The organism is Lacinutrix sp. MEBiC02404, from assembly GCF_053601575.1.
Genome location: NZ_JBSHNV010000206.1, coordinates 129,073 through 142,077 on the forward strand (window position 1 = coordinate 129,073; position 13,005 = coordinate 142,077).

At 32.9% G+C, this 13,005-nt stretch carries 10 protein-coding genes; 9 read left to right on the top strand and 1 reads right to left on the bottom strand.

Annotated elements, in window-relative coordinates:
• The first annotated feature begins 30 nt into the window (after positions 1-30).
• The 4 genes from ACVCXO_RS12855 (at position 31) to ACVCXO_RS12870 (ending at position 5,044) form a co-directional block, all read left to right on the top strand.
• Positions 31-2,526: an ABC transporter permease gene (locus ACVCXO_RS12855; protein ID WP_452230183.1), complete on the top strand. Its 2,496-nt coding sequence runs from the start codon at positions 31-33 to the stop codon at positions 2,524-2,526.
• 257 nt (positions 2,527-2,783) lie between these two features.
• A complete protein-coding gene (locus tag ACVCXO_RS12860; protein WP_452229994.1) occupies positions 2,784-3,359 on the top strand; it encodes a Crp/Fnr family transcriptional regulator in 576 nt (191 codons plus the stop codon).
• Positions 3,356-4,534: a winged helix-turn-helix domain-containing protein gene (locus tag ACVCXO_RS12865; protein ID WP_452229995.1), complete on the top strand. Its 1,179-nt coding sequence runs from the start codon at positions 3,356-3,358 to the stop codon at positions 4,532-4,534. The genes ACVCXO_RS12860 and ACVCXO_RS12865 overlap by 4 nt, the downstream gene beginning before the upstream one ends.
• A gap of 66 nt (positions 4,535-4,600) precedes the next feature.
• Complete coding sequence (locus tag ACVCXO_RS12870) at positions 4,601-5,044, top strand: hypothetical protein (RefSeq protein ID WP_452229996.1); 444 nt, start codon at positions 4,601-4,603, stop codon at positions 5,042-5,044.
• A 219-nt stretch (positions 5,045-5,263) separates the two neighbouring features.
• On the opposite strand, the gene ACVCXO_RS12875 is transcribed toward ACVCXO_RS12870, so the two are convergent.
• Positions 5,264-7,018: a T9SS type A sorting domain-containing protein gene (locus ACVCXO_RS12875; RefSeq protein WP_452229997.1), complete on the bottom strand. Its 1,755-nt coding sequence runs from the start codon at positions 7,016-7,018 to the stop codon at positions 5,264-5,266.
• A gap of 422 nt (positions 7,019-7,440) precedes the next feature.
• Here ACVCXO_RS12875 and ACVCXO_RS12880 point away from each other — a divergent pair, with 422 nt between their 5' ends.
• The 5 genes from ACVCXO_RS12880 to ACVCXO_RS12900 all read left to right on the top strand — a co-directional run bounded on the left by ACVCXO_RS12880 (position 7,441) and on the right by ACVCXO_RS12900 (position 12,836).
• Positions 7,441-7,869 (top strand): OsmC family protein, encoded by a 429-nt coding sequence (locus tag ACVCXO_RS12880; RefSeq protein WP_452229998.1) that lies wholly within the window; start codon positions 7,441-7,443, stop codon positions 7,867-7,869.
• 298 nt (positions 7,870-8,167) lie between these two features.
• On the top strand, positions 8,168-8,566 hold the full coding sequence (locus ACVCXO_RS12885; RefSeq protein WP_452229999.1) for a ferric reductase-like transmembrane domain-containing protein: 399 nt from the start codon (positions 8,168-8,170) through the stop codon (positions 8,564-8,566).
• Positions 8,567-8,839: 273 nt separating this feature from the next.
• Positions 8,840-9,712 (top strand): leucine-rich repeat domain-containing protein, encoded by an 873-nt coding sequence (locus tag ACVCXO_RS12890; RefSeq protein ID WP_452230000.1) that lies wholly within the window; start codon positions 8,840-8,842, stop codon positions 9,710-9,712.
• Between the two features lie 200 nt (positions 9,713-9,912).
• A complete protein-coding gene (locus ACVCXO_RS12895) occupies positions 9,913-12,099 on the top strand; it encodes a tetratricopeptide repeat protein (protein ID WP_452230001.1) in 2,187 nt (728 codons plus the stop codon).
• On the top strand, positions 12,099-12,836 hold the full coding sequence (locus ACVCXO_RS12900; RefSeq protein WP_203458896.1) for a LytR/AlgR family response regulator transcription factor: 738 nt from the start codon (positions 12,099-12,101) through the stop codon (positions 12,834-12,836). The genes ACVCXO_RS12895 and ACVCXO_RS12900 overlap by 1 nt, the downstream gene beginning before the upstream one ends.
• Positions 12,837-13,005: the final 169 nt, after the last annotated feature.

Here is a 13,005-nt window from a genome sequence, read left to right on the forward strand (position 1 = left end):
AAAAACTTACAAGTACGCTGGTTGTTTAAAATGGCATGGCGTGATGCCAAGGCTAGTAAAGTACGCTTATTGTTATTTATGGCGTCTATTATTTTGGGAATAGCAGCGGTGGTTTCTATCCAGTTATTTAGCACCAATTTAAAGGATAATATCCAAAGCCAATCCAAAACCTTAATGGGTGCCGATTATATTATCGATGCCAAACAAATACCAACCGAAAGCGCACAAGCCATCATCGATTCCTTACAACCGGATGCTTCGGAAGTGAACTTTGTCTCTATGATTGCCTTTCCTAAGAATGGTGGCACCAAATTAGTGAAGGTACAAGGCATGGAAGGAGGCTTTCCTTTTTACGGAAAAATAAATACAGAACCATCCAGTGCTGCAAGTAGTTATCAAGCATCTGGTGGCGCATTAGTGGACGCAACTTTAATGTTGCAATTCAACATACAACCAGGAGATTCTATTAAAATCGGACAACTAACGTTGCCTATTGCAGGTGCTTTAACATCCATGCCAGGAAATTCCGCAATATCTAGCTCTGTAGCACCTCCAGTAGTTATTCCATTCCGTTTTATTAAAGCTACCGAATTGCTTCAGTTTGGAAGTAGAAAAGAATACCAATATTTCTATAAAGTTTCTGATACGGTAAACTTAAAACATTTAGAAGATAAAATAGGACCATTACTCGATTTAGAAAATGCCGATTTAGATACGCATACGAGTACCACCCGACGTTTAGGTAAACGTTATGATAATGTGGGTAAATTCTTGAATTTAGCGGCATTTATTGCATTACTACTCGGTTGTATTGGTATTGCCAGTTCCGTACATATTTATATCAAAGAGAAATTAAAACCCATAGCAATTTTAAAATGTATGGGAGCGTCTAGACTGCAAAGCTTTCTCATTTTCCTTATCCAAATTGCAGGTATCGGAATTATTGGTGGTATTATTGGATCGTTGCTAGGTATCGGGCTACAGGCTGTATTTCCATATCTGTTAAAAGACTTTTTACCTTTTGCGTTGGAAATTAAAATCACTGCACAACCCATTTTAATTGGAGTTCTTTTAGGACTATTTATGTCCGTTTTATTTGCGCTCTTGCCATTACTTCGTACTTGGTATGTTTCCCCATTAGAAGTATTACGTGTGGATGAAAATGGATCTCAAGAACCACAAAAAGTAAGATTTATGGTGTATGCCCTTTTGTTGGTATTTCTATTTCTGTTTTCCTTTTGGTTGATTAAAGATGCACTGTATGCATTGGTTTTTATTATTGCTACGGTATTCACCTTTACCATGTTGGCAGGTGTGGCTATAGGTTTTATAAAAACCATAAAACGATTTTTTCCAAAACACTGGAGTTTTACGATGCGCCAAAGTTTACTAAATCTATTCCGACCAAATAACCAAACCGTCGTTTTGGTTGTAGCCATTGGTTTAGGGACCTTTTTAATTAGTACCCTATATTTTACTAAGGACATTTTATTAGCGAAAACGGAGGTAGGGCAGACGGAGCAAAATGCCAATATTATCATCTTAGATGTGCAACCAGAACAGCGGGATGCCCTAGCAAAAAGTATTACAACTAAAAACTTAAACGTACTTAGTAATATTCCTTTGGTTACCATGCGTATGCAAAGCATTAAAGGGCAATTGGTGAATACTTTACGTCAAGATAGCACAAGACAAATAAAAGGATGGATTTTAAATCATGAGTTTAGAACTACGTATCGGGATTCCCTGATAGCCTCGGAAGAATTAATAGCAGGCGAGTGGCTTCCTAACGTAAAACTAGATGCACCTATTGTGATTTCCATTTCCGATAATTTAGCGGCTGATGCGAACCTAAACGTTGGTGATCCAGTAATTTTTAACGTACAAGGCGTTCTGATGGAAACGACTGTTGGGAGCATTCGAAAAGTAGATTGGTCACAAATACAGCTCAATTTCTCCATCGTATTTCCCTCAGGTATTTTAGAGCAAGCACCACAGTTTAACGTGCTTACCACTTATGTGCCAGATGATGCAAGTTCGGCTGCATTACAGCAAGATTTAGTTTCCAAATTCCCAAATGTATCCATAATCGATTTACGACAAATATTTACTGTTGTAGATAATATATTAGACAAGGTATCTTGGGTAATTAATTTTATGGCATTTTTTAGTATTTTCACTGGTATTATTGTGTTGATTGGCTCGGTACGAACCAGTAAATACCAACGTATTAAAGAGAGTGTTTTGTTGCGAACATTAGGTGCTAAAAACAAACAAATCTTACAAATTTCTGCCTTCGAATATCTCTTTTTAGGGCTACTTGGGAGTTTGGTTGGCTTGCTGTTAGCGTTACTTAGTAGTTTATGTTTGGCAGTATTTGTTTTTAAAGAACCTTTTATACCATCGGTAATTCCGTTTTTGGTCTTTTTACCCGGAATTACACTATTGGTTTTAGGGATTGGATTAAGCAATATTCAAACCGTATTACGAAGTTCGCCTTTAGAAGTATTACGTAGGGAAAATTAAATCCTGTGCCGTTTTGGATACGCTCCAAAGTAATTTCTCATAGTATCTAAATGTGATTATCCGTTGGGATAATTGCATTTAGATAGCTTGTGCTATTAGAGCAACCAGATTTTGATATAAATAAATTAGTAATTCGTCTTATAATACAGGAATTTTAAAATCAACAAAAAAGAGATAAATCTTAATTTTTGTTTAAACTTATCTGCTACTTTTAATTTATAAAACCTTAGCTTTCATCAAAAAAAATACATATTACAATGAATGATTATGTAAAGCATCTTGTTAAATCATTGGGAATGCTTGTAGAAGATGCGGAACTATTTATCTCAGGTTTTGAGAAGGTTGAATATCTAAAAAACGATTTCTTATTTAAAAAAGGAGATAAATCTAATGTGGTTAAGATAATTCTGGAAGGTTGTGCAAGGGGTTTTTATATTAAAGATGGAAAAGAATTTACTACCAATTTTTATTTTGAAAATGACCACAGCTACGATTATTTAAATTATTTACAAAACAAGCCTTCTCAAATAAATATTAAAGCGCTAAGTGCTATCAAAACAATAGAAATGACAATGGAAGCGATTGAATTTTTGAATTCAGAAATTATTGGATTTCACAGAATGAGTTTTCAATTGTTCAAAATTAATTTTATGAAAGTAGAAGAACAACGACAATCGTTTATCCTAAAAACGCCCAAAGAAAGATATTTAGACCTTCTAAAAAATAATAAACAAATTATTTCGAGAGTTCCACAACATCAAATTGCATCTTTTATTGGTGTTTCAGCGGAACATTTAAGTCGTATTAGAAAAATAATACGGGATTCAGCATGAAACAAATACTCTCCCCACTAGAAGCACAAAAGCTAGTGTTACTTTCTCAACGCGTTTTGCCGGACACATTAAACGGCACTGCAATAAATAATACGCTGGTCAGTATTGAACACCTTGGATATATACAAATAGATACCATTTCTGCTATTCAACGTGCCCATCATCATACATTATGGAATAGAAATCCTGAATATCAACTTTCTCATATTGATACGTTAATCGAATCTAAACAGATATTTGAATATTGGTCGCATGCGGCAGCATATTTACCCATGCGCGATTATAAGTATTCGCTTCCCCGTAAAGAGGCTATTTTAAAAAACGAACAAAGCCATTGGTTTCAGAAAGATGTCAAACTAATGGATAGTATACTAAAACGCATAGAAAACGAAGGGCCTTTAATGGCAAAGGATTTTGCACATACGGCTAAAGTTAGAGAATGGGAAAGTAAACCTGCAAAACAAGCATTAGAGAATTTGTTTATGCAAGGGGATTTGATGATTTCTAGTCGGAAGAATTTTCATAAGGTATATAACCTTACGGAACGCGTTTTACCCGATAACATTGATGATAAATGCCCTACGCAACAACAGCATATCCGGTATTTAATTACAAGCTATCTAAGAGCTAATGGTATTGGCCAAGCAAGTGAAATGTCCTATTTACTTAAAAATACCAAAACACTTGTCGTTTCTGAATTAAAGGAGATGCAATCAAACAATGAATTAGTTCAAGTACGTGTAAACGGACAAATATATTACGCATTACCTAATGCTATGAATTTGTTAAATACCCCTATTCATAGTCAGTTAAAAATTCTATCTCCTTTTGATAATTTATTGATTCAGCGTAAACGCATGCAGCACTTATTTAATTTTGAATACAAGATTGAATGTTATACTCCAGCTGCGAAACGGAAATACGGCTATTTTTCATTACCCATTCTTTGGGATGGTAAATTAGTGGCAAGAATGGATTGTAAGGCTGATAAAAAGACTGCAACACTTCTTATTAATCATTTATTTTTTGAAGAAAGCTTTTCTTTTAATGATGATTTTGAAGCTGCTTTTATTAAAGAGTTAGAGGCGTTTAAAAGCTTTAATAATTGCTCAGATGTGAAAATTCACAAAACGACACCAAGCTCATTATTAAGTACAATGAAATCCATTTCTTAGCAAATATCAACGTATATTTTCTTCCATTTGTCTCTTCTTTGTATTACATTTTAATATCAAATCACCGTGGAAAATAAAGTTTTTAATTTAAAACAATTTGTTATTATCACTTTAATAACAAGTATTTGGATACATATTGCAGAAATAGGAAGAGCTATGTTAGTGGCCTTCCCATTAATAGAAAAATTTATTGCCGGCAGAATACCAGTTGGTGCAATGGAAGTAAGTAATGCTTTGATTTGGGGAATTTGGGATACTTTATTGACTGCTGTTTTAGTATTTATATTTTGGCTTTGTTCCGTAGCTTTTGGGAATAACTTAAAGTCAATTATTATTTCTGGTACAACTACAGCTTTAGCAACCATAGGTGTTTTCTGGATAGCCACTGTAAATACAGGCTTGGGAGCGTGGAGTGCGGCAGCTGTTATATTTCCTATTGCATGGACTGAAATGATTATCGGTGCATTTATAGCCTCTAAATTATACAAAACAGAACGTTGGATTAGTTAGGGAAGTTCAACATGTAAAAAAAGTATGTAAATCCATTTAGAACTAAATAAATCACGCCGTTAAAAAATAAAATATCACCCTATACCAAGAAGGTAGCGAGGTTTTTAGTACATCGCATAGAGCATAGATTGCAGTTAAAAAAAAAATCATTTAATAGAAAGAGCCTGTCTTTTCAGACAGGCTCTTTCTACTTTGCATTGGTATTTAATTTTTACAAGATTATAATTTAATCATTTTCTTACTAGCAACCAAGCCATTTGAAGTATTAATCAAGGCTATATAAACACCTGATGATAAAAAACTAACGTCAACTTTGCTATCTTTAGCAGAAGCAACCAGAGCCCCTTGTAAACTATAGATTTTTACGTATGCTATCTCTATTGAACTTTCAACAGTTAAAATATTAAAAACAGGATTGACAAAATAGAAAGCGTCACCTATTAATGTATTATCAACAATACCTAAGGCTGCAGTAATTTCAATAGAAACACTAGAAGATTTTGGACAATTTCCTGCTGTGGTATAAGTAATCATATAGGTATTAGGTGTTGACTCTGAGACATCAATTGTACCGGTTACAGCATCAATACTTAATCCAGCAGTTGATGAAAATGAACCACCAGCTAGACCTGTAATTGTTGCTGTAGGATCGCCATCTGTTTGAGAATAAGTAGCAGCAGCGTAACTAAACGAAGCATCCTCTAATCCATTAATTGTAACACTTGCTGTTCCTGCTCCATCACATATACCTAAAGTATAATAATTCACAGTATAGGTATTAGGTGTGGAAGCCGAAACATCTATTACACCTGTTGCAGAATTAATAGATAATCCAGCAGTAGAAAAAAAATAACCGCCAGGTACACCAGTAATTGTAGGCGTAGGGTCTACAGTATCTACACAGTAAGCAGAAGCATCATAACTAAAAGAAGCATCTTCTCTTGGTGTAGTGGTAATGTTAACTGTTCCACACAAACCGGGAGTCACGCATCCACCTTCACCTCTTACATAATAGGTTGTTGTTCCACTAGGTGGGCTTACTATTAAGTTGTCTGAAGAAGTCGAACCTACAAGTGTACCACCACAAGATCCCGTATAAACTTTCCATTCTGTAGCGTAATTTAATTCGCCAGAGATTGAAATTAAAGCCATATTTCCTTCACAAATTGTTTCAGGTTGATAAATTACTACAGGCACTGTTGGTTGTGTACAAGGGGTTACACAAGTGACTGCTGGTGCATATGCACTAACAGTAATGTCTTGTGCAATATAATTGGTTGTATCAATCGTCCAATTAGATGCATCGTTAATTAATTCTAATAACGTTATTGATGTACCCGTTAAAGTTGCTGTATATTTTACATTATCATACTCTATTCCCGCGTCAAAAACAGAAATACAATTTACTCCATTTGTTAATCCGGGAGGCAAATGAGAGTATTGCGCATCTGACTGAGCATAAACAGGATCCGTCCAACTATTTATTTCCCCAGCAAAACCATCTCCTTCCTTATGAATTCCTGCGATGAAAGTTGCTGACAATATGGATGCCGGTTTTGCTGAAGCGGACTGATAAGCAAGAACTTGATCACCATTAGACAAATCCCAACCTGAACCTGCGACTAAACTGCATACCCCAGAAGAAGCTATTAAATTATTAGAGGATCCATCTTCATAAACATATACTACTGTACCACATGCCGTTCCTCCTGTTGGAGCAGTCCAAGAATAATGTCCTTCATCGTTGTCAAACCAAGTATTCGAATTTATATTCACGCCTTGATCCGTAAAATAAATTACTTCTCCTGGAGCAATATCCGTTAAAGAAATCCATGAAAATGAATTATCTTGAGTCCCCAAATAAACGTCTTCATTCATGCCAATAAAGGCAATATCTCCTGCCGATAATTGCGAAAAAGATTTAGGAATACTAAGTATTCCCATAAGTGTTAAAAAAAATAGCGTTTTTTTCATATTAAATTGATTAAATATTAATTTTTGTAAATGTATTGTTTTTCAGATGTTTAACGTCTTAAAAATACGTTCTATTCCATAATTGTTTGTTATTTAAATAAAATCGGATGCTTTAAAAAAAAGTCAATCTGGAATATTTGTAATAACTTCTCGCTATTTTATATAACATCAGATTATAGAGTATTTCTGCTCTATAATAGATTGTGTTAGGGCTCTTTGCTTTGGTAAAAGTGGGACAGAACGTAAAGAATTATTCCTGTAAAATAATTTTAAACCTATAAAGCAACACCTGGTACATCTAATTCAGATGTATCTCTTGATGGTGATTTTTTATTGACATCTGTTACTAACATCCCTAAAAACCTAAATATTTAGAATTAAAAGAACAAAAAAATGAAGGCATATTTAATATGTTAAGTACTATGGATAATTTAGAATTCGAAATATTCGCTATTTCCGAATCAGTTGATAACAACGAAAGACCATATCTAAATAAAGTAACTATTTCAACGTCTTCAGGAGAAACATGGGAAATCTACGCAGATGAATTTATGGACAAAAATGACAAGCCTCTAGCGACTACTTCACTTGAATATTTTACACTAGGAACAGCACTTTGTTTAACGTCACAAACAACTTTAGTGTGTGCTATGATGGATTTGTATTTTACAGATTATCGTGTAGAAAACCAGATTGATTTTAGACAAGAAGTTATAGATTCTACAGAAATGGTGCGTTATATTGATACTATTCATTCTTACATTATAGTTGAATCTGATGAATCTCAAGATAGATTAGAACGTTTCTATAATCAATCTTTATCGTTGTGCTTTTTGCAGGCGAAGGGTTAAAAAGTGTAACGGAAATGAATATTCCCTACTATCTAAACGGAAAACGGATTAATTAGTAATAGAAAATAATATTAAGATGAAGTATATCAAAAAGAATTATGGCTGGCTGATTGTTACCATATTAGCTATAATACCACTATTTGTAATTTTCAATATGATAAACATTGATTTTACCAATGGAATCCCAATCACTTTAGTTGGAAGGTGCTGGTGGAGATAAAATGACCACTTTAGAAATGTTGTATCATGTTTCTGGAGAATTCGCTATACGTTGGATGACGGCTGTACTAACATGTACATGTTCTTTATTCTCTTTGGCATTAACAATCTTTTTGTAAGACAAGCTATGGGTATCGCAACTCCTGTATGGAGTTTTTTACACTTCATTATTTTTATTGTAGCAGAAGGATTTATGGAAACGTTTACACAAGTAAACTATGTTGCGGGATTTATAGCAATTTTAATCATGATTCCTTTATTTTTTACTTCCAATAGAAAATCCATGAAGCGACTAAAAAGAAATTGGAAAAAACTACAGAGCTTCTCCTATGCTGCCATCTTTTTAAGTTTACTGCACGTGGCACTTTTAGATAAAACTTGGCTGATTTATGCAATAATTGTGGGCATAGGATTCTTGTTAAGAATTCCTATTGTAAAAGATAAATTAATAGGATTTCGTCAAAAAAAAAATAATTAGATGTTAAACTGCACCTCATAAAATCAGGCTATTTCATTCGAATGATTCATTAAATTATTCGAATGAAATTCAATACTACAAAAATCCGCCTTTACGCTTATTTTTTCAACACGACTTCTACGATACACCAATAGCTTCCCATAACAAAATTACGCATATTAAGTACATCCTAACGCTTATGGTTTAAAACCTAACAAAAAAAGATTTCCTATTTTCTACTGTGTTTCATACATCTACTTTGGCTTTAAATAAACTTTTAAAACCTATTTCCTTATGAAAAAATCACTACTTATTTTAATGGCTCTATTTATAACTATAATAGGGCATTCGCAAACGTTTACAGATGCTAATTTTATAGAGTATACCGTTTCTGGTACAAATACTGTTGAAGTTACAGGTTATGATTTCGCTAATGGTGGTTCAGATGTTGCTATTCCTGCAACTGTTGATAATGCCACAACAACTTATAGTGTTACTGCTATTGGCACTACTGCATTTCAAAATAATGATTTAACTAGTGTTATTATTCCTGACAGTGTTCTTACAATTGGCGTTGGTGCTTTTGTCCAAAATTACAATCTAGATAATGTTATAATTGGTAATAACGTTACTAGTATAGGTGATGCTGCTTTTCGTTATGCTGCTTTGACGAGTATTACTATACCAGCTAGTGTTACCTATATGGGGTTTGCCGTTTTTACGGAGAATCTATCTTTAACGGATGTTTATTCTGAAAGCGCAACACCACCTACTATAATTACAGGAACTAACGATACTTTTGGTAGTAGTACTATTAATAGTCTTCGTAGTGGTATTCATTTACACATACCAGCTGGCACTATGGGAGCATACGTTACCGATGCTGGTGCTTTATGGACTGGTTTTATGTCGGTAACAGAAGATGCATTAAGTATCTCTGATTTTGAGTTAGCTAACGAGGTAAAAGTTGTTACTACTTTGGATGCATTAAAGATAATCTCATCTGGTGCAGCTAGATTAGAAAACTATACTATTTACAGTATTACTGGTGCTAAAGTAAAAGAAGGTACAGAAAACACCATAGCAATTGATGCAATGTCTAGCGGGGTTTATATTTTAGAACTTAATTTTGATACAGGGAAACTTACTAAAAAGTTTGCAAAGTAAATTACTTATTATGCTATTAATCATTTTATTAGCTACTTTGGTTTCCTTTATTTTAGTAACCGCAAGCGTTTTAATTAAAGAGCTTGCGGTTTTGTTCTTTATTTAGTTTTTTGTTTCTATCAGATATCTTATATTCTGGTTTTTATAAATAACAATTAAGATTATATTGTTAATTAGCTTAAAATACGTCCTTGTTTCCTATGAAAATCATTAACATCCTTATTGTATTTTTAATAATCTCCTTGTTTTTTCCAGTTTCCGCTATTGCTCAAAATAAATATATGGATAGTCTTCATGTAGAATTACAAAATCATAAAGAACGCGATACTACAAGAGCAGATATTTTATACGATTTGGCATTTACCTATTTTCAACGAGATATGAAATTAACAAATTTATATATTGACGAAGCCGAAGCCATAAATGATAGCTTAAACTTTACGAGAGGGAAAGCTAATATTTTTTATATAAAAGGCATTATTGAAAGTAGAAAGTCTAACTATGCTGCCGGGTTAGATTATTATAAGCAGTCTCTTAAATTATTTGACAGTCTTAATGATGAAAAGGGAATGGCGTCTTTATATAATGCAATAGGAGTCTCACACTATCAGCAATCACAGTATGATGAGGCATTAAACTATTACAATAAAGCATTGCAAATATATGAAGCCATGCATGCTAAGAAAAAACTGGTTGCAAGTTTATTAAACATAGGAACTATATATGCAGAAACAGGACAATATCCGGAAGCTATTTCTAATTATAAAAAAGGATTAAATTATAGTAGAGAAATAAACCACGAATATGGTATTCCATATGCGCTTAGTAACCTAGGTATCGTTTATAAATATTTAGGAAATTTTCCACTTGCTATAGAACATTATAAGCAAGCTTTTGCGTATTTAGAAAAAGAAGGAGATACCATTGGCATGTCAAATGCACTCAATAGTCTTGGTACTGTCTATAGATCTATGGGTAAATATGATAAAGCTCTAGCGTATCACAACCAGTCTATAGATTTTCAGTCCAATAACGGAAGTAAAAGCCTAATAGCAACCAATAAAGCAAACATAGGTCTTATATATAAAAGCAAAAAGGAATACACTAAAGCGCTTCAATTTATTAACGAATCTTTACTGATAAGTCAAGATATTAATGCTGTAAAACAAACTTCTATCTGTTTAAAGAACATTGCTGAAGTTCACTTACTGCTTAAAAAACCAGCGATTGCACGAGAGAATTATATAAAGTCGATGAATATTAGTAAAGAAATTGGTGACCAGCAAGGCTTAGCGGAAAACTATTTAGGAATTGCAGCAACCTATTTAGAGGAAAAGCAATATAAAAAAGCGCTTTCCTATACTTTAAAAGGAGAAGAGATTGCTAATAATTTGAAGGTGCTTCCTTCTCAAAAAAAAGCATCCGAATTACTTTTTCAAATTTACGAACATCAAGGAGATTATAAAAAAGCTTTGATAAACCATCAAAAGTTTAAAGCACTTCAGGACAGCCTTTTTAATAAAGAAAATATTGAAAAGATTACGCAATTAGAATATGAATATAAGTACAAGCAACAATTAGATTCTTCTCGTATTAGAGAATTACAATTAACAAAAGTAGTAACAGCGACTAGTAAAGATTTACAAAAATCTAAGCAAGATTATTTATGGGCAATTATTGGATTTCTTTTGGTTTCCATACTTTTGGGAGGCATTATTTTCTATCAAAAATTAAAAAATATAAAATCTAAAACACAAAATATAGTTATCGAGCAAAAGTTGTTGCGTTCTCAAATGACGCCGCACTTTATATTTAACTCGCTTTCCGTTTTGCAAGGCATGATTTTAAATAAAGAAGAAAAAAAATCTGTTTATTATCTCTCGAAATTTTCAAAACTACTCCGTATTATATTAGAAAACTCTAGAGATAAAACGGTTTCCTTATCTCAAGAATTGACAGCCATTCAAAATTATTTAGCCCTTCAGAATTTAGAAAATGACGCCTATCAATCTACTGTTTTAGTCGAAGACAGTATTGATATTCCTTTATTTGAAGTACCACCAATGCTCATTCAACCCTTTGTAGAAAATGCTATAGAGCACGCCTTTGTAGATCAAAAAGAAAACAGAAAAATAGATATTCGTTTAAGTTATTTAGAAAAAAAGCTAATTTGTACTATAATAGATAATGGGGTAGGAGTTGCATCTAAAAAAGAAGGGAAGAATAAAAATAAAAAATCATTATCTACACTAATAACTTCGGAACGGTTAGAAGTATTATCTAAAGATTTTAATATGCAAGGTTCTGTGTCTATAGAAGATAGAAAAAAATATAACGAACAAGGAACCATTGTTACTTTAATAATTCCGTATAAAACAGTAGCTTAATGAAAACACTACTAGTAGAAGATAAAGCATATATTAGAAAAGGACTGCTTAATTTATTGCAATTAATAGATGCCAAAGTAGAAGTAATTGGCGAGTGCGAATCTGTAAAAGATGCCGTTATAGTAGCAAATGCTTGTAAACCAGATTTAATTTTTTTAGATATTAATCTTCTAGATGGTACTGCTTTCGATTTTTTAGAACAAACAGAAAACTTAGCATTTAAAGTAATATTTATAACCGCTTATGAAGAATTTGCACTACAAGCTTTAAAAATGGGAGCTGTAGATTATCTTTTAAAACCTGTGGATGTAGAAGAACTGGAACTAGCATTACAAAAAGTTGAAAAATTACCTATTGCCACACAAAGACAGCAAATACAAACCGTAAAAGAAGCTTGGAATAAGGAAGATAACACCTTAGTATTATCGCTTCATGATAGCTTTCAGGTGGTAGATTTAAAGGAATTAATGTTCTGTGAATCAGATAAAGGATATACCACGTTTTATTGTAGCGATAATAAAAAGTATTTGGTTTCCAAAACCTTGAAGGAATTTGAAGAACGACTAATTACAGCTAATTTTATTCGTCCACATCAATCGTTTATAGTCAACTTAAAATTTATTGATAAGTATGAGAAATCTGGAATTATTCATTTGAAAAATGGTAAAAAAATACCAGTATCCTTTAGAAAAAAAGAACACTTTGTAACTACATTTTTAAATTGGAATAATAGTTAGCCTAAATATTAATGTAACCAACAAAGGCGGTTCACTACTCTTATTTCTCAAATAAAGCCTACGTACAACACCATATAAAAACCCACAACTATTCTTATACATAAAAGTTGTCAAAAATTATGACTTTCTCGAATCAACAATCGAAATTAACAGAAAACGATAATTAAAA

Excerpts from the sequence above, each read along its gene's own strand:
- ACVCXO_RS12855 (WP_452230183.1), top strand. The coding sequence starts at position 31 with ATGGCATGGCGTGATGCCAAGGCTAGTAAAGTACGCTTATTGTTATTT.
- ACVCXO_RS12860 (WP_452229994.1), top strand. The coding sequence starts at position 2,784 with ATGAATGATTATGTAAAGCATCTTGTTAAATCATTGGGAATGCTTGTA.
- ACVCXO_RS12865 (WP_452229995.1), top strand. The coding sequence starts at position 3,356 with ATGAAACAAATACTCTCCCCACTAGAAGCACAAAAGCTAGTGTTACTT.
- ACVCXO_RS12875 (WP_452229997.1), bottom strand. The coding sequence starts at position 7,018 with ATGAAAAAAACGCTATTTTTTTTAACACTTATGGGAATACTTAGTATT.
- ACVCXO_RS12880 (WP_452229998.1), top strand. The coding sequence starts at position 7,441 with ATGGATAATTTAGAATTCGAAATATTCGCTATTTCCGAATCAGTTGAT.
- ACVCXO_RS12885 (WP_452229999.1), top strand. The coding sequence starts at position 8,168 with ATGTTCTTTATTCTCTTTGGCATTAACAATCTTTTTGTAAGACAAGCT.
- ACVCXO_RS12890 (WP_452230000.1), top strand. The coding sequence starts at position 8,840 with ATGAAAAAATCACTACTTATTTTAATGGCTCTATTTATAACTATAATA.
- ACVCXO_RS12895 (WP_452230001.1), top strand. The coding sequence starts at position 9,913 with ATGAAAATCATTAACATCCTTATTGTATTTTTAATAATCTCCTTGTTT.
- ACVCXO_RS12900 (WP_203458896.1), top strand. The coding sequence starts at position 12,099 with ATGAAAACACTACTAGTAGAAGATAAAGCATATATTAGAAAAGGACTG.